At 68.9% G+C, this 21869-nt stretch carries 21 protein-coding genes and 3 pseudogenes; 8 read left to right on the plus strand and 16 right to left on the minus strand.

Annotated elements, in window-relative coordinates; translation table 11 throughout:
* Nucleotides 1-88: 88 nt before the first annotated feature.
* The gene (locus AVAK2825_RS09940; protein WP_284397344.1) at nucleotides 89-1204 is read right to left on the minus strand and encodes a 3-deoxy-7-phosphoheptulonate synthase; all 1116 of its coding nucleotides are present in this window, start codon (nucleotides 1202-1204) and stop codon (nucleotides 89-91) included.
* Nucleotides 1205-1249: 45 nt separating this feature from the next.
* Nucleotides 1250-1525: pseudogene (locus AVAK2825_RS09945) on the minus strand (C40 family peptidase); the annotation flags it as partial.
* 364 nt (nucleotides 1526-1889) lie between these two features.
* Between AVAK2825_RS09945 and AVAK2825_RS09950 the strand changes: the two are divergent.
* The gene (locus AVAK2825_RS09950) at nucleotides 1890-3149 is read left to right on the plus strand and encodes a S1 family peptidase (protein ID WP_284397347.1); all 1260 of its coding nucleotides are present in this window, start codon (nucleotides 1890-1892) and stop codon (nucleotides 3147-3149) included.
* Between the two features lie 3 nt (nucleotides 3150-3152).
* Here AVAK2825_RS09950 and AVAK2825_RS09955 read toward each other — a convergent pair.
* From AVAK2825_RS09955 to AVAK2825_RS09965, 3 genes and pseudogenes are all read right to left on the minus strand, one after another.
* Nucleotides 3153-3500 (minus strand): annotated as a pseudogene (locus AVAK2825_RS09955) (3-deoxy-7-phosphoheptulonate synthase); the annotation flags it as partial.
* 45 nt (nucleotides 3501-3545) lie between these two features.
* Nucleotides 3546-4028, minus strand: a complete 483-nt coding sequence (locus tag AVAK2825_RS09960) for a C40 family peptidase (protein ID WP_284397350.1) — start codon at nucleotides 4026-4028, stop codon at nucleotides 3546-3548.
* 50 nt (nucleotides 4029-4078) lie between these two features.
* A pseudogene (locus AVAK2825_RS09965) lies at nucleotides 4079-5425 on the minus strand (chloride channel protein).
* 175 nt (nucleotides 5426-5600) lie between these two features.
* On the opposite strand from AVAK2825_RS09965, the gene ssb reads away from it, so the two are divergent.
* Entirely contained in the window at nucleotides 5601-6176 is a 576-nt protein-coding gene (gene ssb / locus AVAK2825_RS09970) for a single-stranded DNA-binding protein (protein WP_284397352.1), read from the plus strand.
* A gap of 106 nt (nucleotides 6177-6282) precedes the next feature.
* On the opposite strand, the gene AVAK2825_RS09975 is transcribed toward ssb, so the two are convergent.
* The 5 genes from AVAK2825_RS09975 to AVAK2825_RS09995 form a co-directional block, all read right to left on the minus strand.
* On the minus strand, nucleotides 6283-6555 hold the full coding sequence (locus tag AVAK2825_RS09975) for a hypothetical protein (protein WP_272566324.1): 273 nt from the start codon (nucleotides 6553-6555) through the stop codon (nucleotides 6283-6285).
* A gap of 5 nt (nucleotides 6556-6560) precedes the next feature.
* A complete protein-coding gene (locus AVAK2825_RS09980) occupies nucleotides 6561-7109 on the minus strand; it encodes a type 1 glutamine amidotransferase domain-containing protein (RefSeq protein WP_284397355.1) in 549 nt (182 codons plus the stop codon).
* A gap of 102 nt (nucleotides 7110-7211) precedes the next feature.
* Nucleotides 7212-7634 carry a DUF6691 family protein gene (locus AVAK2825_RS09985; RefSeq protein WP_284397360.1) on the minus strand — a complete coding sequence of 141 codons (423 nt, stop codon included), beginning with the start codon at nucleotides 7632-7634 and terminating at the stop codon, nucleotides 7212-7214.
* A 16-nt stretch (nucleotides 7635-7650) separates the two neighbouring features.
* Nucleotides 7651-8079, minus strand: a complete 429-nt coding sequence (locus AVAK2825_RS09990) for a YeeE/YedE family protein (RefSeq protein ID WP_284397362.1) — start codon at nucleotides 8077-8079, stop codon at nucleotides 7651-7653.
* A 5-nt stretch (nucleotides 8080-8084) separates the two neighbouring features.
* Nucleotides 8085-8399, minus strand: coding sequence for an ArsR/SmtB family transcription factor (locus AVAK2825_RS09995; protein WP_284397363.1), 315 nt, complete (start codon nucleotides 8397-8399; stop codon nucleotides 8085-8087).
* Nucleotides 8400-8523: 124 nt separating this feature from the next.
* Between AVAK2825_RS09995 and AVAK2825_RS10000 the strand changes: the two genes are divergently transcribed.
* Entirely contained in the window at nucleotides 8524-9405 is an 882-nt protein-coding gene (locus AVAK2825_RS10000) for an MBL fold metallo-hydrolase (protein ID WP_284397366.1), read from the plus strand.
* Between the two features lie 150 nt (nucleotides 9406-9555).
* A complete protein-coding gene (locus tag AVAK2825_RS10005; RefSeq protein ID WP_284397368.1) occupies nucleotides 9556-9894 on the plus strand; it encodes a serine/threonine protein kinase in 339 nt (112 codons plus the stop codon).
* A 159-nt stretch (nucleotides 9895-10053) separates the two neighbouring features.
* On the opposite strand, the gene AVAK2825_RS10010 is transcribed toward AVAK2825_RS10005, so the two are convergent.
* The 6 genes from AVAK2825_RS10010 to AVAK2825_RS10035 form a co-directional block, all read right to left on the minus strand.
* Nucleotides 10054-11715: an L-lactate permease gene (locus AVAK2825_RS10010; RefSeq protein ID WP_284397369.1), complete on the minus strand. Its 1662-nt coding sequence runs from the start codon at nucleotides 11713-11715 to the stop codon at nucleotides 10054-10056.
* Between the two features lie 217 nt (nucleotides 11716-11932).
* The gene (locus tag AVAK2825_RS10015; protein ID WP_284397372.1) at nucleotides 11933-12823 is read right to left on the minus strand and encodes a LysR substrate-binding domain-containing protein; all 891 of its coding nucleotides are present in this window, start codon (nucleotides 12821-12823) and stop codon (nucleotides 11933-11935) included.
* 16 nt (nucleotides 12824-12839) lie between these two features.
* Complete coding sequence (mnmA, locus tag AVAK2825_RS10020; RefSeq protein WP_284397375.1) at nucleotides 12840-13967, minus strand: tRNA 2-thiouridine(34) synthase MnmA; 1128 nt, start codon at nucleotides 13965-13967, stop codon at nucleotides 12840-12842.
* Between the two features lie 193 nt (nucleotides 13968-14160).
* On the minus strand, nucleotides 14161-14643 hold the full coding sequence (locus AVAK2825_RS10025; protein WP_272566313.1) for an NUDIX hydrolase: 483 nt from the start codon (nucleotides 14641-14643) through the stop codon (nucleotides 14161-14163).
* Nucleotides 14644-14721: 78 nt separating this feature from the next.
* Nucleotides 14722-15660, minus strand: a complete 939-nt coding sequence (locus AVAK2825_RS10030; protein ID WP_284397380.1) for a LysR substrate-binding domain-containing protein — start codon at nucleotides 15658-15660, stop codon at nucleotides 14722-14724.
* Nucleotides 15661-15779: 119 nt separating this feature from the next.
* Nucleotides 15780-16595, minus strand: a complete 816-nt coding sequence (locus tag AVAK2825_RS10035; RefSeq protein ID WP_284397383.1) for a type 1 glutamine amidotransferase domain-containing protein — start codon at nucleotides 16593-16595, stop codon at nucleotides 15780-15782.
* 378 nt (nucleotides 16596-16973) lie between these two features.
* On the opposite strand from AVAK2825_RS10035, the gene paoA reads away from it, so the two are divergent.
* Genes paoA through AVAK2825_RS10055 form a run of 4 tightly spaced genes read left to right on the plus strand, consistent with a single transcriptional unit; the run spans nucleotide 16974 to nucleotide 21834 of the window.
* Nucleotides 16974-17654 carry an aldehyde dehydrogenase iron-sulfur subunit PaoA gene (gene paoA / locus AVAK2825_RS10040; protein WP_284397385.1) on the plus strand — a complete coding sequence of 227 codons (681 nt, stop codon included), beginning with the start codon at nucleotides 16974-16976 and terminating at the stop codon, nucleotides 17652-17654.
* Nucleotides 17651-18607 (plus strand): FAD binding domain-containing protein, encoded by a 957-nt coding sequence (locus tag AVAK2825_RS10045; RefSeq protein ID WP_284397388.1) that lies wholly within the window; start codon nucleotides 17651-17653, stop codon nucleotides 18605-18607. The genes paoA and AVAK2825_RS10045 overlap by 4 nt, the downstream gene beginning before the upstream one ends.
* Nucleotides 18604-20802: an aldehyde oxidoreductase molybdenum-binding subunit PaoC gene (gene paoC / locus AVAK2825_RS10050; protein WP_284397390.1), complete on the plus strand. Its 2199-nt coding sequence runs from the start codon at nucleotides 18604-18606 to the stop codon at nucleotides 20800-20802. The genes AVAK2825_RS10045 and paoC overlap by 4 nt, the downstream gene beginning before the upstream one ends.
* A gap of 18 nt (nucleotides 20803-20820) precedes the next feature.
* Nucleotides 20821-21834: an XdhC family protein gene (locus AVAK2825_RS10055; protein WP_284397391.1), complete on the plus strand. Its 1014-nt coding sequence runs from the start codon at nucleotides 20821-20823 to the stop codon at nucleotides 21832-21834.
* The last annotated feature ends 35 nt before the right edge of the window (nucleotides 21835-21869 follow it).

Consider the following 21869-nt stretch of genomic DNA (forward strand, 5'->3'; position numbering starts at 1 on the left):
GCGGATCGGGATCTGCGGCGGCAAATGACTACAAAAAGTAACGGTGAATGCTACACCGGCGCTGCGCCGGCCGGTGTTGCTTCCTGGCCTATCGGGCCTGCCGCCGTTCGCGCACCGCCTGGGCCAGGGCCTGTAGCACCGGCACTGTCTGCGCCATGCTGATGCAGGCGTCGGTCACCGACACGCCCTGCGCCAGGGGCTGGCCAGCGACGATGTCCTGCCGGCCTTCCTGCAGGTGGCTCTCGATCATCAGGCCCACGATGCGGCGGTCGCCGCCGGCCACCTGCCCGGCAACATCGGCCGCCACGTCGATCTGGCGGCTGTGCTGCTTGCTGCTGTTGGCGTGCGAGACGTCGACCATCACCTGCGCGCGCAGCCCCGCCGCCTGCAGCAGCTGGCAGGCGGCGTCCACGGACGGCGCCGCGTAGTTGGGCTGCTTGCCGCCGCGCAGGATCACGTGGCAGTCGTTGTTGCCGCGCGTCTCGAAGATGGCGGACTGGCCCATCTTGGTCATGCCCATGAAGGCATGCGGCGCCTGGGCCGCCAGGATGGCGTCGCTGGCCACCTTCACGCCGCCGTCGGTGCCGTTCTTGAAGCCCACCGGGCACGACAGGCCGCTGGCCAGCTGGCGGTGGCTCTGGCTTTCGGTGGTGCGCGCCCCGATCGCGCCCCAGCTCACCAGGTCGCTGATGAACTGCGGGCTGAGCAGGTCGAGGAATTCGGTGCCCACCGGCAGGCCCAGCGCCAGGATGTCCAGGAGCAGCGCGCGGGCCATCTCCAGCCCCTCGTTGATGGCGAAGCTGCCGTCCAGGTGCGGGTCGTTGATGTAGCCCTTCCAGCCGACGGTGGTGCGGGGCTTCTCGAAATACACGCGCATCACGACCAGCAGGTCCTGCGACAGCGCATCGGCCTGCGTTTTGAGCTGGCGGGCGTATTCCATGGCCTGCCCGTGGTCGTGGATCGAGCAGGGTCCCACCACCACGACGAGCCGGTCGTCCTGGCCGTGCAGCACGCGCGAGATCGCCGCGCGGCTGGTCTCGACCAGCTGCAGCGCGTCGGGCGGCGTGGGCAGCCATTCCTGCAGCAGCGCAGGCGTGATCAGCGGGCGCACGGCCTTGATGCGCGTGTCGTCGATGCGGGTCGTGTCGTGGGTGGAGAGCGGGGTGGCGGTGCGGTGCACGTGGGGGGTGGCTGGGGTCGTCATGGCGGCGATTGTCGCGCGCCGCCCGCCGCTGCCCCTCGGCCCCGCTCAGGGCCGGCGGAAAGCGGTTTTCTGCCGCGACCAGTAGCGCGAATCGAGCCGGTCCATCCGCACCTCGCCGCCGGTGGAGGGCGCGTGCACGAAGCGGCCCTCGCCCACGTAGATGCCCGCATGCGTCGGCCGGCCCGCGCCGAACACCACCAGGTCGCCCGTGCGCAGGTCGCCGCTGTCCACCGGCAGCCCGAAGTCGCTCAGCTGCGCCACGGTGCGCGGCGGGGCGATGCCTGCGCGGCTCTTGTACACGTAGCCGATGAGGCCGCTGCATTGGTGGAGACCAAGATGTACTGCTTCAAGCGCTTGGGCGAGCTGGTAATGAATGGCACGCAAGTTTGGAGCGCCAGATGACTGAATTGCATGTGCGGGTGGCTCTGCTACCGCTTCAAGCAGTTGGGACGCCCGACAACGGTGCCCACGGTTGCTGTGGCGTAGCTGCGTCTGATGTAAGGGGCTATCTCGGCCTGTTTCTGGTTTTGTGCCACCAAGCCGAGTTACCATATCCAGCGTCCGCTTTCCCAATGCCAGTGGGCTGCAGCGTACAAAAGGGAGATTTATTAGTTAGTTGAGTTGGTTTGTTTTCCACTCTAATAATTAATATTTTCAATATTAAAAATTGAAAAGGTGTAGCAATATGAAATATACGTCAGTAGCTGTCATGCTCATGATTTCTGTGATCGTGGGGGAGCATTCCAAAGCGGTTGCAGAAGAAAAGGCATCTGTCTTTCACGAGACAAAAGAAGATGCTTTAAAAGCGTCCGGATTAGAAAAATACGCAACAGAAAGAAATTCACAGATTCTAAACGACATTTCAAAAAATATAGAAGAGATTAAAAAGTCTGCAGGGAACGATTTTGGCGGATCTTGGATTGAGTACGATGACAAAAACAATGTAGTCCAAGTGATAGCCTTGGCCGGGCCTGCAAATTTGAATTTCCCAAAAAATAATCTCTCTTACGAGACTAAAATAGTGCGAGTCAAATTCAGATTCTCGCAGTTAGATACGATCGCGGAAAAATCACTCTTGCTGTTTGATGGTATCAAGGGCGATGGGGATGAGCCAATGGTATTTGGCACGGCAATTGACGAACAAAATAATAAAGTATTAGTCAGTGGAAGGAAAAAGTATTTTCCAGAAATTACTAGTCGATTGCAATCCGCAGGTTTTGACATGTCAGCAATTCATCTTGAAAACCAAGATGGGCCTGCAACCTTGTATCGAAGCCTCTATGGGGGGACCAAAATACTCACAGGCAACTCACCCACCTCACAAATAGCCGCTTGTACAGCAGGATTCAATGTAGTTATTGATAATATATATCCCGGAACGATAACTGCCGCACATTGTACTGTCAGAAATGGCAATGCAAAAAATTCCTACTTTGACGCAAGTAGTCCTGATAGTTTTGCAGTAGGGCCAATTATTGGTGAGTTCTTTGCAGTTGGTTGGCCTGACAAGATGGATGCTGCAATCTTTGGAAATACCAACTTTGTCCATACGCTTTATCCACAAGTCATTTCACAGAACGGCTTCCAATCCGTGAAGCCTTTAATTAGTCCGACACTCAATCAGAACGTCTGCACGTACGGAGGCACTAACGGTTGGCGATGTGGCCCCATTAAAGCAGTCAGCAGAAGAGTTAATATGGGAAGCAATACCATTATGGAGATGGTGGAAGTTGATCTCTGTGGAGGCCCTGGGGATTCTGGTGGTCCTGTTATCGCCGCAGGCCCTAATGGGAATGCTATCGGAATACTGACGGGAGGACTTACAAGCGGCGGCACAGGCACTTGCGGTTCTGTATTTGGTGGTGGCCCAAGACCTAATGCCATATTTCAGGCTCTGGCACCTTATCTTGCAAAATACAGCAACGTCAAGTTAATGGCGCAGTAATAATTTCTTTGAATACACGCGCATGCTGGCCAGCAGGTCCTGCGACAGCGCGTCGGCCTGCGTTTTGAGCTGGTGGGCGTATTCCATGGCCTGCCCGTGGTCGTGGATCGAGCAGGGTCCCACCACCACGACGAGCCGGTCGTCCTGGCCGTGCAGCACGCGCGAGATCGCTGCGCGGCTGGTCTCGACCAGTTGCAGCGCGCCGGGCGGCGTGGGCAGCCATTCCTGCAGCAGCGCAGGCGTGATCAGCGGGCGCACGGCCCTGATGCGTGTGTCGTCGATGCGCGTCGTGTCGTGGGTGGAGAGCGGGGTGGCGGTGCGATGCACGTGGGGGGTGGCTGGGGTCGTCATGGCGGCGATTGTCGCGCGCCGCCCGCCGCTGCCCCTCGGCCCCGCTCAGGGCCGGCGGAAGGCGGTTTTCTGCCGCGACCAGTAGCGCGAATCGAGCCGGTCCATCCGCACCTCGCCGCCGGTGGAGGGCGCGTGCACGAAGCGGCCCTCGCCCACGTAGATGCCCGCATGCGTCGGCCGGCCCGCGCCGAACACCACCAGGTCGCCCGTGCGCAGGTCGCCGCTGTCCACCGGCAGCCCGAAGTCGCTCAGCTGCGCCACGGTGCGCGGCGGGGCGATGCCTGCGCGGCTCTTGTACACGTAGCCGATGAGGCCGCTGCAGTCGAACCCGCCCTCGGGCGTGTTGCCGCCATAGCGGTACGGCGTGCCCACCAGCCCCAGCGCATGGATGGCGATGTCGCTCGACTGGTCGGGCGACAGCTGCGAATACGTCACGCTGGTGCGCGGCGAACGCGGCTGTGGCGTGGTGCCGCAGCCGGCCAGCAGCAAGGCGGCGGACAACAGTGCAAGGCAGAGGGAGGCACGCATGCGCCGAGGGTAACGGATGTGCTGCGGCACCATGCGCGCGAGTGTGGATGTCAGCGGGGCGATGCGTCCGCCGGTGCCGCCGGCGCCGCGCCCACCTTGTGCAGAAGGTGTTCCGCCAGCGTTTCGTACAGCGGGCGCACCAGCATGCGCGACACCAGGCTGGCCAGCATGGCCGAGGCCATCAGGCTCAGCACCATGGCATGGCCGTCCACCATCTCCATCACGATGATGAAGGCCGTGAGCGGCGCCTGCGTGACCGCCGCCAGGAAGGCCGCCATGCCCATGGCGATCAGGGCCGGGGCGATGTCCGCGCCGGTCAGCAGCGAGATGTTGTGCCCCACCCCCGCGCCGATCGACAGCGCCGGCGCGAAGAAGCCGCCGGGCACGCCGCACCAGGCCGTGAGCCAGGTGGCGATGAATTTCAGCGTGACATAGAACGCCGGGACATCGGCCTGCCCCGCCAGCATGTGCTTGACCGCCTCGGAGCCGGCGCCGAACGTGGCGCCGCCCGTGGCCAGGCCGATCACCGCCACCGCCAGCCCGCCCGCCGCCGCGAAGCGCACCGGGAACCGGGCGCGCCACTGGTTGAGCCGGCCCGGCGCACCGGTGAGCGAGGCGGTGATGAGCTTGGCGAACAGGCCGCCCAGCACGCCGCACACCAGGGCCACGCCCAGGCCGGGCAGCAGCGCGTCCCAGCCCAGGCGGGGCACGCGGATCACCCCGAAATACGTCAGATTGCCGAAGAAGGACACGCCCATCAGTCCGGCCAGCACGATGGCCGCGATGATGAGCCCGCTGCTGCGCGATTCGAGCTTGCGCGACAGCTCCTCGATCGCGAACACCACGCCCGCCAGCGGCGCATTGAACGCCGCGGCGATGCCGGCGGCCCCGCCCGCCACCAGCAGCGCATGGCTGGTGATGCCCGAGCGCGGCCCGAGCCAGCGCTGCGCGTGCTGCATCACGCCCGCCGCGACCTACACCGACGGGCCCTCGCGGCCCATGGAAAGCCCTGCCAGAAAGCCCGCGCTGCCCAGCAGCACCTTGCCCAGCGACATGCGCAGCGAGACGAAGTAGCCGCGCTGGCCGGGCGGCAGGCCCGGCTCCAGCGCCGCCATCACCTGCGGAATGCCCGAGCCCGCGGCCCCGGGGACGAAGCGGCGCGTGGCCCACACGATGGCGGCCGTGAGCGCCGGGGTCCACAACAGCACGCCCCAGCCGCCCTGCCAGTGCAGCACCTGCTCGAAGCGTGCGAACGCCCATTCCCCCAGGACCGTGAACGCCACCACGAAGAGCCCGGCCGCCGCGGCGTAGGCCAGCACGATCGCGCGCTCCACCCACCGCCAGCCGTCCGCGAACTCCTGCCGCAGGTTGTGAAGAAAGTCGGGTTCGCGATGCATGGGAAATGGCCAGGGCAGGCGGTGGAACAAGGCGTTTTGATTGTGGCACGGGCTTGTCGCACGGCCGGTCCGCTCACGGAGCGAATCGGGCACAATCGACGGCTCCCCGCGGCCCCTGACAGGCCGCGCAGGCCGTAGTGCCTTCTCTCCACCATTCTCTACAGGCCCTTACACCATGGCATCCGTCAACAAAGTCATCATCGTGGGCAATCTCGGGCGCGATCCCGAAATGCGCACCTTCCCCAGCGGCGACCAGGTCGCCAACGTCACCATCGCCACCACCGACCGCTGGCGCGACAAGAACACCGGCGAGAACAAGGAAGCCACCGAGTGGCACCGCGTGGTGTTCAACGGCCGCCTGGCCGAAATCGTCGGCCAGTACCTGCGCAAGGGCTCGCAGGTCTATGTGGAAGGCAGCCTGCGCACCCGCAAGTGGACCGACCAGGCCGGCCAGGAAAAATTCACCACCGAAATCCGCGCCGACACCATGCAGATGCTGGGCAGCCGCCAGGGCATGGGCGGCGGCCAGGGCGGCGGTGGCGGCTACGAAGACAGCGGCTACGGCGGCGGTGGCAACGACGGCGGCTACGACAACAGCGCCCCGCCCGCTCCGGCACGCCGCCCGGCACCGGCACCGGCACCGGTCCAGCGCCCTGCCGCGCCCGCACCGCGCCCGGCACCAGCGCCCGCCGCCCAGGCGCCGCGCGCGGCCTCGGGCTTCGACGACATGGACGACGACATTCCGTTCTGAAGCCGTCGCGCCGTCGTGGCCCATGGAAGGCCTGTCTTCGCAAGGAGACAGGCCTTTTTCGCACCTTTTTCGCGCGGGGTGCCGGGCCACCGACGGGCCGCTTTCTTCAGGCGGCTTCCTTGCCCGCGCCTTCCTTTTCCTCGCCGGCCGGCTCCGTTTTCCACAGGCCCCGCACGTTCATCGCCGCCAGGCAGCACTGCAGCGCCATGAGCGCCCAGGCGCGGGTGTGCCATCCCCAGGCCAGCCACAGCACGTTGCTGCCAAGAAAGACCCAGAAGCCGGTATTGCGCCGCGCTGGGTGCGTGGAGGCGACCAGCCAAGCCGCCAGCACCGAGGCCGCGAATGCCGGCCATTGCAAAAGGCCGAGCCAGTCGTCCATCGCACTCAGGCGCCCACGGCCTGCAGCAGCTTCTGGTTGAACGCCGGAATGTCGTCGGGCTTGCGGCTGCTGACCCAGTGCCCCTCGACATGCACGGTTTCGTCCACCCAGGTGGCGCCGGCGTTGCGCAGGTCGGTGGCCAGGCTGCGCCAGCTGGTCAGGGTCTTGCCGCGCACCAGGCCTGCGTCCACCAGCAGCCACGCCCCATGGCAGATCACGGCGATGGGCTTGCCGGCCTGGTCGATGGCCTGCACGAAGGCCTGGGCCTTCGCGTCCGTGCGGAGGGTGTCGGCGTTGAGCACGCCGCCGGGCAGCAGCACGGCATCGAACCGGGCGGGATCGGCCTGGTCGAGCGTGCCGTCCACTGCGAAGGTGTCGGCCTTTTCGTCGTGGTTGAAGCCCTGCACCTGGCCGGCCTTCGGGGCGATGATCCGGGTGGCGATGCCGGCCTTTTGCAGCGCGTCGCGCGGGCCGGTCAACTCGACCTGTTCGAAGCCGTCGGTCACGAGGATGGCGACGGTGCGGGTGCCGGCGGCAGGAGAGGATGCGGTCATGGGTGGGCTCCTTTCAAAGGCCACCAATCTAGGGGCCGTGGTGCCCGCGGCGTGTCGGCCAACTGCCATCGCGGCGCAGGACATCGGCCTGCACGGCGGTCGTCAGCCGCGACCGCGCCAGCGCTCGATGCCCTCGAACACCGCCATGCCGGCCAGCAGGGCGGCCACGAACCACACGCCGTCCGGCACCCCCATGCCCAGCAGCACCAGGGCCGGGCCCGGGCAGATGCCGGCCAGCCCCCAGCCGATGCCGAACAGCACGCTGCCGCCCACCAGCCGCGCGTCGATGCCGTGCGCGGCGGGCCAATGCAGCGGTGTGCCGCGCAGCGTGGTGCCACGGCGGCGCGCGAGCGCAAACGCCACCAGGGCCACGCCCACGGCGCCGGCCATCACCAGGGCGAGTGATGGGTCCCAGGGCCCCGCGATGTCCAGGAACCCCAGCACCTTGGCCGGGTCGGCCATGCCGGACACCAGCAGCCCCAGCCCGAAGACCAGGCCCGCGGCGAAAGCGATCAGAACGGTCATGCCGCGTTCCCTTCGTTCAGGCCAGGTGCCGCAGCACGAGGACCGTGCCCATGCCGGCCGCCATGAAAACCAGCGTGGCCACCAGCGAGCGCATCGACCAGCGCGACAGTCCGCACACGCCGTGGCCGCTGGTGCACCCCGCCCCGTAGCGCGTGCCCACGCCCACCAGCAGGCCTGCGGCGATGAGCAGGCCCGGGCCGGCGTCGATGCGCACCGCCGGCAGCGGCGCGGCCAGCACATAGGCCAGCGGCGCCGCGATCAGGCCCGCCACGAAGGCCACGCGCCAGGCCCGGTCGCCGCGCCGGGGCCGCAGCAGGCCGCCCACCACGCCGCTGATGCCGGCGATGCGCCCCGCCAGCAGGAAAAAGCCCCCGGCCGCCAGGCCGATGAGCGCGCCGCCCGCCAACGCGGTGCCGGGGGTGAAGGCGTTCCAGTCGATGGCCATGGGGTTCACTCCTTGGGGCAGTACAGGCGGTACAGCACCGCCAGGATCTCGAGCAGCGCGGCGTCGGCCACGCGGTAGTGGATGTTCTTGCCCTCGCGCCGGGTCTCCACCACGCCCTGGGTGCGCAGCACGCCGAGCTGTTGCGACAGCGTGGGCTGCTGGATGCCCAGGCGCGCCTGCAGGTCGCTCACGCACTGCTCGCCCTGCGACAGCTGGCACAGCAGCAGCAGCCGGTCTTCGTTGGCCAGGGCCTTCAGGGCCGAGACGGCCTGGCTGGCCGCCTGGCGCAGGCGTTCGGGGTCGATAGGTGTGGGGTCCATGGGAAGATCGATGCAAAAGCCGTCACAAGGCCACCGAAAAGTCGGTGTTGGATTCAATATATCAAATCACATAATATCTGTGAAAAGATTGTTGTCCGCTGAACCGTTCGAAAGGCCGCCCGCCATGCCACGCACCACTTCCCTCCAGTCGTTCTTCGATCCCGCCACGGGCACGGTGACCCACCTCGTGTGGGATCTGGCGACGCGGTGCGCGGCCATCATCGATCCGGTGCTCGACTTCGATGCCGCCGCGGGCCGCACCGCCACCCGCTCGGCCGATGCGGTGCTGGCCTGCGTGCGCGAGCGGGGGCTCACGGTGCAGTGGATCCTGGAGACCCACGTGCATGCCGACCACCTGTCGGCCGCGCCGTACCTGAAGGCGCAGGCGGGGGGCCGCATCGCGGTGGGCGAGCACATCCGCGCGGTGCAGGCCGCTTTCGGCCGGCTCTTTCCCGCCGAAACCGGCGCCGCGGACGGCAGCCCGTTCGACCATCTGGTGCGCGATGGCGAAACGCTGCGGCTGGGCGACACGCCCGTCACGGCCCTGTGGGTGCCGGGGCACACGCCGGCCGACATGGCCTACCTCGTGGACGGCGCGGCCTTCGTGGGCGACACGCTCTTCATGCCCGACGTGGGCACGGCGCGGGCGGACTTTCCCGGGGGCGATGCGGCCACGCTCTACCGCTCCATCCAGCGGCTGCTGGCGCTGCCGGGCGACACGCGCCTGTTCGTGTGCCACGACTACCCTCCGGCCGGGCGCGCGCCGCAATGGGAGACCACGGTGCAGGCGCAGCGCGAACACAACATCCACGTGGGCGGCGGCGTGGCCGAGGCGGATTTCGTCGCCCTGCGCCGTGCGCGCGACGCCACGCTGGGCGCGCCGGCGCTGCTGCTGCCCTCCCTGCAGGTCAACGTGCGCGCCGGGCAGCTGCCGCCCCCCGAGGTGAACGGCATCGCCTACCTGCGCATTCCGCTGAACGCGTTCGGGACGCCGCCGGCCGCCTGAGCCCGGGCGTTGTCGGGCCGTGCGGGATCGCTCCTACCCGGTAACAGGTGCCGCGCCCACTGCCCCGGCGCTGGCACGGGGCGAAGCTGTGGGCATCCGGCGCACCGTTTCACGGACCGCGTCCCCACCGACCGACCCAAGGAGCCCGCCATGCGCACCCCCATCGTTCCCGACACCGCCATCGACCCCACCGACGATCCCACGGCCGAAATGCCGGAAGGCGACGACATCAACGACCACCTGGAAGCCGAGCAGGACGTTTCGGACGGCATCGAGGACATCTCGGTGCAGGCCTTCGACGACCCGCGCAGCGGCGGCCCGCTGAACTTCGACGACGGCACCGACATGGCCCACCCCCGCGGCAAGACCGGCCGCGACGGCGGCACCTGGGAGGCCGAGGGCAGCGACAGCGGCGACCTGGAGCCACCGGCCGAGATGCTCTCCGACCGCAACGGCCCGAGCGACCCGGACGCCAAGCGCACCGGCTGACGCGGCGCGGCAGCGCAGCAAAAAAACAAAAAGGGGCGCCCGTGCGCCCCTTTTTTTTGCTATTGAAAATATAGCGATATGCCCTAGTGGAACATGCGGTCGCGGCCAAAAAGGCTTCAAGCGCCTGACGTGGAGGCCGCCGCCGGTTCCACAGCCCCCTCAGTGCACCACCATCAGGTGGAAGGGCCACACGTACGCCTGCAGCGTCACGTACAGCCCCACCAGGCAGGCCAGCGCGATCGAGTGGAAGAACACGTAGCGCAGGATGTCGCCCTCGTGGTTGAACCAGCGGGTGGCCGTCGATGCCACCACGATCGACTGCGCATCGATCATCTTGCCCATCACGCCGCCCGAGCTGTTGGCCGCGCCCATGAGGTTGGGCGACAGGCCCAACTGCTCGGCGGCGACCTTCTGCATGCCGCCGAACAGCACGTTCGAGGCCGTGTCCGAGCCGGTGAGCGCCACGCCCAGCCAGCCCATCAGCGTGCCGAAGAACGGGTAGAACACGCCGGTGTTGGCGAACGCCAGCCCCAGCGTGGTGTCGGTGCCCGAATAGCGCGTGAGCGTGCCCAGGGCCAGCATGAGCACGATGGTCAGCAGCGAAAAGCGCACCAGCCACACCGTCTTGAAGAACGTGCGCGCGATGGCGACCGGGTTGTATTTCATGAAGAATGCGCTCACCACCGCCGACAGCAGGATGGCGGTGCCGGTGGCCGACAGCAGGTTCAGCGTGTACACCGCGCCCTCCTTGGTGGGCGTGGGCACCACGGGCGGCACCTTCTCGATCAGGTTGTGCAGGCCGGCCATGGGGAAGGCGGGCGCGAACAGGCCGTTGAGCCAGGCCTTGACCGGCGGCAGGCCCCAGATGAACACGAACACCGACAGGATGACCCAGGGCGTCCAGGCGGCCACCAGCGCGGCGCGGCTGTGCGCGGTGACGGGCTGGGGCGGCTTGGCCTCCGAGGCGCTCATGTCGCGCCCGCGCAGCGAGGCCGAGGTCCACACCGTCTTGGGCTTCCACACGCGCAGGAACGCCACCAGCGAAGCCATGGAAACGATGGCGGCGATGATGTCCACCAGCTCGGGACCGATGAAGTTGGACACCAGGTACTGGGGCACGGCGAAGGACACCGCCGTCACCAGGATGGCGGGCCAGATCTCCCACATGCCCTTGCGGCCCGCGAAGGCCCAGATCAGCCAGAACGGCACCAGCAGCGAGAAGAACGGCAGCTGCCGCCCCACCATCGCCGTCACCTCCATCAGGTCGTAGCCGTGCACCTTGGCCAGCGTGATGACCGGGGTGCCCAGCGCCCCGAACGCCACCGGCGCCGTATTGGCGATGAGCGACAGGCCCGAGGCGGCCAGCGGCGAGAAGCCCAGCCCGATCAGGATGGCCGCCGTCACCGCCACCGGGGTGCCGAAGCCGGCCGCGCCCTCGAAGAACGCGCCGAAGCTGAAGGCGATCAGCAGCAGTTGGATGCGCCGGTCGCCGGTGATGCCCGAGAGCGAATCCTGCAGCACCTTGAAGCTGCCGTTCTGCTCGGTCAGCTGGTGCAGGAAGATGATGTTCAGCACGATCCAGCCGATGGGCAGCAGGCCGGTGAAGCCGCCGTACAGCGCCGCCCGCCCGGCCATGTCGGCCGGCATGCCGTAGGCGAAGATCGCCACCAGCAGCGCCGCGACCAGGCCCAGCCCGGCCGCGATGTGCGCCTTGATGTGAAAGAAGCCCAGCGCGGCGAGCATCACGACCACCGGGATCGCGGCCAGCGCGGTGGAAATGATCATGTTGCCGAACGGGTCGTAGATTTGCTGCCAGGTCATGGATTTGTCTCCGGTGTTCTATCGGTGTGCGGACCGCGGGGCCCCGTGCCGCGGCCCTCTGCCGGGACCTGCGCCGGCCCACTGTAGAAATTTGCGGAGCGCGCGGCGTGAAAAACCTTCGCGGCCCGCGTGAAGGCTTTTCAAACCGTGTCAGTTCCGTGTCAGCCGCTGCGCCCGCAGGGGCTGCGCCCCGCCGTCCCGGAGCGCCCGGCGCCCGTCAGGGGCCGTCGTGCAGCGCCTGGCGCAGCCAGTCCACGAAGGCCGCGCACTCCCAGCGCTCGAGCGCGCCGGCCTTCCAGCACAGGAAATAGTCGTGCGGCGACGGCAGGCTGTCGCGCGACAGGCGCACGAGCTGGCCGCTCTCCAGCCAGGGCTGCCCCGCGCGCAGGCGCAGCAGCGCCACGCCGAAGCCGGCCACCGCCGCATCCCAGGCCATGCCCAGGTCGTTGAACTGGCTGCCCACCACCGGCTCGGGCTGGGCGATGCCCACGGCCTTGAACCAGGTGCGCCAGGGCTCCAGCGCGCAGCGGATGAAGCGCACGCGCGCCGCCGCCTCTTCCGTCGCTAGGCCGTCCAGCGGACCGGTCTCGGCCAGGTATTCGGGGCTGCACACCGGCGTGATGCGGTCGGCGAAGAGCTGCACCGATTCGCGGTCGGGAAAGTGCCCGGTGCCGAAGCGCACCTCCACGTCGGCCTCCTCGGCCATCACGTGGTGCACCGGCAGCGACACCTGCAGCTGCAGCTCGATGTCCGGATAGGCGTGGCGGAACTGTGCGATGCGCGGCAGCAGCACCTGGCGCGCGAAGGTCGGCGTCACGCCCAGGCGCAGGCGCGTCGCCTGGCCCACGCCCAGGGTGCCGGGCACGTGCTGCAGCGCGGCGATGGCCTCGCGCACCCGCTCCAGGTAGGCAGCGCCGGCGGGCGTCAGGCTGAAATCGCCGCGCGCGAAGAGCTTGACGGCCAGCAGCGTCTCCATCTGGCGGATGCGGTGGCTCACCGCGCTCGGCGTCACGCTCATCTCCTCGGCCGCGTGCGTCACGCTGCGCAGCCGCGCCAGCGCCTCGAATGCCAGCAGGCCCTGGATCGGCGGAATGCGCGGCGGGGCCATGCGTGCGGCGGGCCCGTCAGGCGACGGTGGTGGCCGACGCGATCACGCCGCCCCCGAGGCACACCTCGCCGTCGTACAGCACGGCGGACTGACCCGGGGTGACGGCCCACTGCGCGTCGGGAAATTCCAGCGCGAAGCCGCCGTCCGCCATCGGCTCGATGCGGCAGGGCGCATCGGCCTGCCGGTAGCGCGTCTTGGCCGCCAGCAGGCCGGCGGCGGGCGGCGCGCCGGCCACCCAGCTCGCATCGCCCGCCTGCAGCGTGTGCGACTGCAGCCAGGGGTGGTCATGGCCCTGCACCACGCGCAGCACGTTCTTGTCCAGGTCCTTGCGCGCGACGAACCAGGGGGCGTGGTCTCCGCTGCCCCGCTGCGCGCCCTTTTCCTTCACGCCGCCGATGCCCAGGCCCTGGCGCTGGCCCAGCGTGTAGAAGCTCAGGCCCTGGTGGCGGCCCAGCGTGCGCCCGCGCTCGTCCTGGATCGGCCCCGCCGCATGGGCGATGTAGCGGTTCAGGAACTCGCGGAACGGCCGCTCCCCGATGAAGCAGATGCCGGTGGAATCCTTCTTTTTGGCATTGGGCAGGCCGATCTCTTCGGCGATGCGGCGCACCTCGGTCTTGTGCAGCTCGCCCACGGGAAACAGCGTCTTCGACAGCTGCGCCTGGTTCAGGCGGTGCAGGAAATAGCTCTGGTCCTTGGACGGGTCCAGGCCCTTGAGCAGTTCGAACAGGCCGCTCGCCGCGTTCTGCCGCACCCGCGCGTAGTGGCCGGTCGCGATCTTCTCGGCGCCCAGGCGCATGGCGTGGTCCAGGAAAGCCTTGAACTTGATCTCGGCATTGCACAGCACGTCGGGGTTGGGCGTGCGGCCGGCCTGGTACTCGCGCAGGAACTCGGCGAACACGCGGTCCTTGTACTCGGCGGCGAAATTCACGTGCTCGATCTCGATGCCGATCACGTCGGCCACGGCGGCCGCATCCACGAAGTCGATGTTGGAGGCGCAGTATTCGCTGTCGTCGTCGTCTTCCCAATTCTTCATGAAGATGCCGACGACCTCATGGCCCATGGCTTTCAGCAGATGGGCGGTGACCGCGGAATCCACGCCGCCGGACAGGCCGACGACGACGCGGTGCTTGGGGGTTGCTGTCATGGCCGGGATTGTATTTTTTATGCCGCCGCGGCCGGGGGCATGCCGGCAGAACGCCGCGTGCGCCGCGGGGCATGCGATCCGGCCGGATCTGTGGTGCTATTGAATTAATAGCAATGAGGGCAATCAATCCGCCGGCATGGAGGCGATACGGGCCAAAACGCGGCGGTGGCGGGCGCCGTGCGGCCCGCCGGGGTCAGCGCGGCTGCAGCACGCTGGCGTCCGTGTGGATCAGCTCCAGCGGGTAGCGCTTGCCGGCCAGGTAGTCCTCGATGCACTCCATCACCAGCGGGCTGCGGTGGCGGTCCGCGCAGCAGCGGATCTCGTCGAGCGTCATCCACACGGTGCGCACGATGCCGTCGTCCAGCGTGCGCCAGGCATGCACCGGCCCCACCGAGCCGGCGAAGGCGAAGCGCAGGTAGGTGATGTCGTCGCCCGTGCGGGTGCGCGTGAAGCGGTTGAGGTACACGCCCACCAGCGCCGTGGGGGTGAAATCGCAGGCGGTTTCCTCCAGCACCTCGCGCACGCAGCCGTCGATGGGCGACTCGCCCGGGTCCAGGTGCCCCGCCGGGTTGTTCAGCCGCAGGCCGTCGGCCGTGTCTTCTTCCACCAGCAGGAAGCGGCCGTCCTGTTCGATGACGGCGGCCACGGTGACGTTGGGTTTCCAGCGGTTCGGCATGGCGGCCATTATGACGAGAGGGCATGTCAGGCCGTGTAGGGGATGCGCGACAGGGGGCGCTGATTTTCCGCAGCCGGTTCAACCCCTCGCGAAGGGCTGGCCGGGCGGAGCCCCCCGCCGGGCGTCCGGGATCTGTTGCGTGCGGCGGAACGCTTCGGCCTCGTCGAACAGCCAGGCGACGAGCGCCTGTGCGGCGGCATTGCGTGCCGACCGCTTGGACTGCAGCAGGTGGTAGCCCGCCGCCAGCGGCATGTGCCCGGGCCACGCCTCGGCCAGCCGGCCCTCGCGCACGTCGTGCTCGATCAGGACCGCGTGGCCCACCGCGATCCCCAGGCCCGCCACGGCGGCGGTGAGGGTCGCCTCGGTGTCCTGCAGCTTCATGTGCCGCTCGCTCGCGAGGTCGCCGAGGTGGAACGCCGCGAGCCACTGGGGCCATTTGCTGCTGCGCAGGCTGTCGTGCAGCCAGCAGAATCGGGCGAGGTCTTCGATCCGCTGCAGCCCCGGTCCGGCCAGCAGGCGCGGCGAGACGACGGGAACGAGGCTGTCGTGCATGAGCAGGCGGGCGCCGGGCCATGCCCCGTCCCCATAGTGGATGGCGATGTCGAACCGCTCCTTGTGGAAGTCGGCATCCCAGATCGACGTCGCCAGCTCGATCTCGGCATCGATGCGGGCGGGCAGCCGGGCGAGCCGCGGCACGAGCCAGCGGGCCGCGAACGACGGCATGGCCAGGATCTTGACCACCGGCCGGCCCCCCGAGCGGGCGGCCCGCACGGCGCCCTGGTCCAGTTCGTCCAGCACCCGCTGCACGGTGTCCAGGTACAGCTCGCCCGCCGGCGTGAGCTGCACACGGCGGTGGCCGCGCAGCACCAGCGTCTGGCGCAGATGCGCTTCCAGGGCCGCGATGTGCCGGCTGACGGCCGACTGCGCCACGCCCAGGTCGCGGGCCGTGGCCGTGAAGCTGCCGCAGCGCGCGAGCGCGCGGAAGGTCCGCAAAGCCGAGATCGGCAGGTCGTTCATGGGCTGCGCCCCTCCTTCCGTTGGCATGGGCCGGGCGCGCATGGACGATGCGGCATGCGCCCCGGTGATCGGCATGGATTGTCGCGCTCCCATGCCGAAAACGCATCGCCCCGGGCCTGCTACGGCCGGCCTCGGGCCGCCAACGCAGCGACCACCGCTTCGCCGAACGGCCGGGCCGAAGCGGGGTTCTGGCCTGTGATCAATCGCCCGTCGACCACCACATGGCTCTGGAAGATGCCGGCTTCCTCGAACACGGTCCGTCCCGCCTTCAGGGCCGACTCCAGCACGAAGGGGACCAGTCGGTCGTATTGGCGCGAGGCCTCTTCCTCGTTGGTGAACGCCGTCAGCCGGCGGCCGGCGATCAACGGCGTTCCGTCGGACAGCTTGAGGTCCAGCAAGCCCGCCGGGCCGTGGCACACCGCGCCCACGATGCCCCCGCGCTCGTAGACCGAGCGAACGATCGCCTGCAGGCCGGCGTTCCCCGCGAAGTCCCACATCGGGCCGTGGCCGCCCACGAGCACCACGGCGGCGTAGCGGGAGGGATCGACCTGGGACAGGGGAAGGCTGTTGGCCAGCCGGTTCCTCAGTTCCGGCTGGATCCAGAACCAGCGGTTGCCCTCGTCCTGGAGGTCGAAGCCGTCTAACGGCGGCATCCCGCCCCGGGGGCTGGCGATGTCGTAGGCGAGGCCGGCCTGCGCAAACGCCTGGACCGGGTGCGTCAGTTCCGGAAACCAGAAGCCCGCCACCAGGTCCTGGCCTTTTCGGTCATGGCTCGACACCACGATCAGGATGCTCGCGTTGGCCCCCGAGGCGGAGGGCGTCGTGGCGGGGGGCGCCGCCCTCGCGCGCGCAGCACCGCCGCCCGCGGCGGCTGCGGCGAGGGCCAGGCCCATCGCCTGGACGGCCCCGCGCCGGTTGAAGTTGAATGGGTTCATGGGGTTTCCTTTCCGATGGGCTGGTGGATCCGCCGTTCGGCGGTGTGGTCGGTGTGCCGGGTGACCGGCCTCAGGCACCGATTGGATGCCGAAAGACAGCGCGAACCGATGCCGGTTGGAGAACGCATGCCATCCGTTTTGGGGATGGCAGGGCCCTGTTTTTGGGCGTGGCGCAGCGCAGAATGAAGAGGACCGCTCTCTTGGCGTGGCTTCGCGTGGCTGACAGGCAGACGCGGCATTGGCCTCTAAACCTTTTCCCCGCCCTCTGCGCAAGATGGATCGGGAGAGGCTTGCAAAGACATGCCTGCGCACGCACTCCCGCACCCTGGCGAGTGGTCAAAGGGCTCCCCTGCCCTGCCCCCAAAAAAGGATCCCACGATGCAAAACTTCACCGACCCAGCGCTGACCCGGCGAGACCTGTTCGTCGTGGGGGCCGCCTCGGCTTCGGCGGTGGCCGCCACCGGGGCCGCCGCCCGAACCACGGCGCAGGCCGCTCCACCGTCGCCAAAGCCCGGCGCGCTGGCGCCCCAGGGCGAGACGGCCATGCCGGTGCGCATGACCATCAACGGCCAACAGCAGACCCTGTCGCTGGACACCCGCACGACGCTGCTCGACGCCCTGCGCGAGCACCTGCACCTCACCGGCACCAAGAAGGGCTGCGACCACGGGCAGTGCGGCGCCTGCACGGTCATCGTCGATGGCCGCCGCATCAATGCCTGCCTGACCCTGGCAGTGATGCACGAGGGTGCGCAGGTCACCACCATCGAAGGCCTGGGCCAGCCGCAGAAGCTGCACCCGCTGCAGGCCGCTTTCGTCAAACATGACGGCTACCAGTGCGGCTACTGCACGCCGGGCCAGATCTGCTCGGCCGTGGGCATGCTGCAGGAAATCAAGGCCGGCATTCCCAGCCATGTGAGCGGCGACCTCACGGCGCAGCCGCTGCTCTCGGCCGACGAGATCCGCGAGCGCATGAGCGGCAACCTCTGCCGCTGCGGCGCCTATTCCAACATCCTGGATGCGATCACCGAAGTGGCCGCCACCAACGGGGGTGCCGCATGAAGCCATTCACCTACGAACGCGCGGCCTCGGTGCAGGCCGCCGCAGCCGCTGCCGCAGGCAACCCGCAGGCCCGTTTCATCGCCGGCGGCACGAACCTGCTGGACCTGATGAAGCTGCAGATCGAGGCGCCCACGCACCTCATCGACATCAACGGCCTGGGCCTGGACCGCATCGAGCCCGTGCCGGAGGGCGGCCTGCGGATCGGTGCGCTGGTGCGCAACACCGACCTGGCGGCGCATGCCGGCGTGCGGCGCGACTACGGCCTGCTGTCGCGCGCCCTGCTGGCCGGTGCGTCGGGCCAGTTGCGCAACAAGGCGACCACCGCCGGCAACCTGCTGCAGCGCACGCGCTGCCCCTACTTCTACGACACCAACATGCCGTGCAACAAGCGCCAGCCGGGCGCGGGCTGCGCGGCCATCGGCGGCGTCACGCGCCAGCATGCGGTGGTGGGCGCGAGCGAGGCCTGCATCGCCACCCACCCGAGCGACATGGCCGTGGCCATGCGGGCGCTGGATGCGGTGGTCGAGACGGTGCGGGCGGACGGCCAGCCACGCCGCATTCCCATTGCCGACTTCCACCGGCTGCCGGGCAACACCCCGCACATCGAGACCGCGCTCGACGCCGGCGAATTCATCACCGCCGTGAGGCTGCCCGCGCTCGCGGGCGGCACCCACATCTACCGCAAGGTGCGCGACCGCTCCTCGTACGCCTTCGCGCTCATCTCCGTGGCGGCCGTGCTGCAAAAGGACGGCACGGGCCGCGTCGCCCTGGGCGGCGTGGCGCACAAGCCCTGGCGCATGGCGTCGGCGGACGCGGCCCTGCCGCAAGGCGCGCAGGCCGCCGCGGCGCAGTTGCTGGGCGCGGCGCGCCCCACCCACGAAAACGCATTCAAGGTGGCCCTGGTCGAGCGCACGCTCGCCGGCGTGCTGGCCGAGGCGAAAAGCCAATCATGAAATTCGACACCCCGGCTTCGCACAATGCCATCGACCAGCTCAAGGTGGTCGGCCAGCCGCTGGACCGCATCGACGGCCCGCTCAAGACCAGCGGGCAGGCGCGCTACGCCTACGAGCAGCACGACGTCGTGGCGCGCCAGGCGTATGGCTACATCGTGGGATCGTCCATCGCCAAGGGGCGGATCGCCTCGATGGACCTGTCCGCCGCGCGTGCCGCGCCGGGCGTGCTGGCCATCGTCAACGCCCAGAACGCCGGCAAGCTCGGCAAGGGCAAGATGAACGTCGCCCGCCTGCTGGGCGGCAGCGGCATCGAGCACTACCACCAGGCCGTCGCGCTGGTCGTGGCCGAGACCTTCGAGCAGGCCCGCGCCGCGGCGCATCTGCTGAAGATCGACTACGTCAGCACGCCTGGCGCGTTCGACCTGGCGGCCGAGCGTGGTTCCGCCACCGTGCCCAAGTCCTCCAAGCCCGAGAGCGCGTTCGGCAACTTCGCCGGCCGCTATCCCGAGGCCCCGGTGCGGCTGGATGTCACCTACACCACGCCCGACCACACCCACGCGATGATGGAGCCCTTCGCCTCGCTCGCGGCCTGGGAGGGCGACCACCTCACGGTGTGGCTGTCCAACCAGATGATCGCCTGGACCGCGGGCGACCTGGCCAAGACCCTGGGCCTGGCGCCGGACAAGGTGCGGCTGGTGTCGCCCTACATCGGCGGCGGCTTCGGCGGCAAGCTCTTCCTGCGGGCCGACACCGTGCTGGCCGCGCTGGGCGCGCGCGCGGCAGGCCGGCCGGTCAAGGTGGCGATGCAGCGCCCGCTCATGGCCAACAACGGCACGCACCGGCCTGCGACCATCCAGCGCATCCGCATCGGTGCGGGCCAGGATGGGCGCATCACCGCCATCGGCCATGAAAGCTGGTCCGGCAATCTGCCCGGCGGCGACCCCGAGGACGCCATCGCGCAGACACGGCTTCTGTATGCCGGTGCCCACCGCTACACGGCGCTGCGCATCTCGCCGCTGGACCTGCCCGAGGGCAATGCCATGCGCGCGCCCGGCGAGGCGCCCGGGCTGATGGCGCTGGAGATCGCCATGGACGAAATGGCCGAGCGGCTGGGCATCGACCCCATCGAATTCCGCGTCCTCAACGACACCCAGACCGACCCCGAGAAGCCGGGCCGCAAGTTCTCGCAGCGCCAGCTGGTCGAGTGCCTGCGCCTGGGCGCGGAGCGCTTCGGCTGGAGCCAGCGCAGCGCGGCACCGGGCCAGCGGCGCGAGGGCCGGTGGCTGGTGGGCATGGGCGTGGCCGCGGGTTTTCGCAACAACCTGCTGATGAAGTCGGCCGCGCGCGTGCGCCTGGACCGCACGGGGCGCGTGACCGTGGAGAGCGACATGACCGACATCGGCACCGGCAGCTACACCATCATGGGCCAGACGGCCGCCGAGGTGATGGGCGTCGCGCTCCAGCAGGTGGACGTGCACCTGGGCGATTCCGCCTTTCCGGCCTCGGCCGGCTCGGGCGGCCAGTGGGGCGCCAACAATGCGACGGCCGGCGTGTACGCGGCCTGCATGAAGCTGCGCGAGACGATCGCGCGCAAGCTCGGCGTGGCGCCGGCCGAGGCCGTGTTCGCCGATGGCATGGTGCGCGCGGCGGGGCGTTCGGTGCCCCTGGGCGAGGCGGCGGGCGAGGCCGGCCTGGTGGCCGAGGACGCCATCGAATACGGCGACCTCGACAAGCAGTACCAGCAGTCCACCTTCGCCGGGCATTTCGTCGAGGTGGGCGTGGCGGTGGACACGGGCGAAGTGCGGGTGCGCCGCATGCTGGCCGTGTGCGCGGCGGGCCGCATCCTCAACCCCAAGACTGCCCGCAGCCAGGTCATCGGCGCGATGACCATGGGCGTGGGCTCGGCGCTCATGGAAGAGCTGGCCGTGGACAAGCGCCGGGGCTTCTTCGTTAACCACGACCTGGCCGGCTATGAAGTACCGGTGCATGCCGACATCCCGCACCAGGAGGTCATCTTCCTGCCGGAGACCGACCCCATCTCCTCACCCATGAAAGCCAAGGGCGTGGGCGAGCTGGGCCTGTGCGGCGTCGGCGCCGCCGTGGCCAACGCGGTCTACAACGCCACGGGTGCGCGGGTGCGCGACTACCCCATCACCCTGGACAAGCTGCTGCCGCACCTGCCGGCCCAGGCCTGACGCCGGAGGGAACGCGCCGTGGACAACCTCGATTTCCGGGTGCTGCACACCCTGCTCGACTGGCGCCGCGCGGGGGTGCACGGCTGGCTCGTCACCGTGGTGCGGACGTGGGGCTCGTCGCCGCGGCCCGTGGGCTCCATCCTCGCGCTGTCGGACCGCGGCGCGGTCGTGGGCTCCGTCAGTGGCGGCTGCATCGAGGACGACCTGATCGCCCGGTGCTGCACGCCCGGCCGGGACGACGCCCTGCCCCGGGACCCGGCGAAGCCGGTGCTCCTGAAGTACGGGGTATCCGCCGACGAGGCGCACCGATTCGGACTGCCCTGCGGCGGCACGCTGGAGCTGCTGGTGGAGCGCGATCCGGCGCTCGACTCGCTGCAGGCCCTGGTCGAGTCGCTGGCCGAGGGCTGCCTGGTGCGCCGCAGCGTGCGGCTCTCCGATGGGGCGGTCACCCTGTCCGAGGCCCGCGGCGCGCAGGCCTTCCATGCGGATGCGCAGACGGTGGCCAGCACCTTCGGTCCGCAGTTCCGCATGCTGCTGATCGGCGCGGGGCAACTGGCCGAATACCTGGCCACCATGGCCGGCTTCAACGGCTTCGCGGTGACGGTGTGCGACCCGCGGGTGGAGTACCGCAGTGCGTGGTCGGTGCCCAGCGCCGCGTTGGCCGACGGCATGCCCGACGACGTGGTGCTGGCCTTCCGCCCCGACCGACGCAGCGCCGTGATCGCGCTGACGCACGACCCCAAGCTGGACGACCTCGCCCTGCTGGAGGCGCTGAAGACGGATGCGTTCTATGTCGGCGCCATCGGCAGCCGGCGCAACAACGCAGCGCGGCGCCAGCGGCTGGCCGAGCACTTCGACCTGGACGCACCGGCGCTGGCGCGATTGAAGGGGCCCATCGGCCTGTTCATCGGCAGCAAGACGCCGGCGGAGATCGCCGTGAGCGTCATGGCCGAGGTGCTGGGTGTCCGCAACGGGGTGGCGATCCCGCCGCAGATGCAGGTGGCGCCGGCCAAGGCCTTGCTCGCAGGGTGAGGCGGCGGCCGCCCGCGAGCGCCGCCGTGTCCCAC

The organism is Acidovorax sp. SUPP2825 (genome assembly GCF_030158995.1).
GTDB lineage: Bacteria > Pseudomonadota > Gammaproteobacteria > Burkholderiales > Burkholderiaceae_C > Paracidovorax.

Coding starts and splice junctions, on each gene's coding strand:
- AVAK2825_RS09940 (WP_284397344.1), bottom strand. CDS start 1,204: ATGACGACCCCAGCCACCCCCCACGTGCACCGCACCGCCACCCCGCTC.
- AVAK2825_RS09950 (WP_284397347.1), top strand. CDS start 1,890: ATGAAATATACGTCAGTAGCTGTCATGCTCATGATTTCTGTGATCGTG.
- AVAK2825_RS09960 (WP_284397350.1), bottom strand. CDS start 4,028: ATGCGTGCCTCCCTCTGCCTTGCACTGTTGTCCGCCGCCTTGCTGCTG.
- ssb (WP_284397352.1), top strand. CDS start 5,601: ATGGCATCCGTCAACAAAGTCATCATCGTGGGCAATCTCGGGCGCGAT.
- AVAK2825_RS09975 (WP_272566324.1), bottom strand. CDS start 6,555: ATGGACGACTGGCTCGGCCTTTTGCAATGGCCGGCATTCGCGGCCTCG.
- AVAK2825_RS09980 (WP_284397355.1), bottom strand. CDS start 7,109: ATGACCGCATCCTCTCCTGCCGCCGGCACCCGCACCGTCGCCATCCTC.
- AVAK2825_RS09985 (WP_284397360.1), bottom strand. CDS start 7,634: ATGACCGTTCTGATCGCTTTCGCCGCGGGCCTGGTCTTCGGGCTGGGG.
- AVAK2825_RS09990 (WP_284397362.1), bottom strand. CDS start 8,079: ATGGCCATCGACTGGAACGCCTTCACCCCCGGCACCGCGTTGGCGGGC.
- AVAK2825_RS09995 (WP_284397363.1), bottom strand. CDS start 8,399: ATGGACCCCACACCTATCGACCCCGAACGCCTGCGCCAGGCGGCCAGC.
- AVAK2825_RS10000 (WP_284397366.1), top strand. CDS start 8,524: ATGCCACGCACCACTTCCCTCCAGTCGTTCTTCGATCCCGCCACGGGC.
- AVAK2825_RS10005 (WP_284397368.1), top strand. CDS start 9,556: ATGCGCACCCCCATCGTTCCCGACACCGCCATCGACCCCACCGACGAT.
- AVAK2825_RS10010 (WP_284397369.1), bottom strand. CDS start 11,715: ATGACCTGGCAGCAAATCTACGACCCGTTCGGCAACATGATCATTTCC.
- AVAK2825_RS10015 (WP_284397372.1), bottom strand. CDS start 12,823: ATGGCCCCGCCGCGCATTCCGCCGATCCAGGGCCTGCTGGCATTCGAG.
- mnmA (WP_284397375.1), bottom strand. CDS start 13,967: ATGACAGCAACCCCCAAGCACCGCGTCGTCGTCGGCCTGTCCGGCGGC.
- AVAK2825_RS10025 (WP_272566313.1), bottom strand. CDS start 14,643: ATGCCGAACCGCTGGAAACCCAACGTCACCGTGGCCGCCGTCATCGAA.
- AVAK2825_RS10030 (WP_284397380.1), bottom strand. CDS start 15,660: ATGAACGACCTGCCGATCTCGGCTTTGCGGACCTTCCGCGCGCTCGCG.
- AVAK2825_RS10035 (WP_284397383.1), bottom strand. CDS start 16,595: ATGAACCCATTCAACTTCAACCGGCGCGGGGCCGTCCAGGCGATGGGC.
- paoA (WP_284397385.1), top strand. CDS start 16,974: ATGCAAAACTTCACCGACCCAGCGCTGACCCGGCGAGACCTGTTCGTC.
- AVAK2825_RS10045 (WP_284397388.1), top strand. CDS start 17,651: ATGAAGCCATTCACCTACGAACGCGCGGCCTCGGTGCAGGCCGCCGCA.
- paoC (WP_284397390.1), top strand. CDS start 18,604: ATGAAATTCGACACCCCGGCTTCGCACAATGCCATCGACCAGCTCAAG.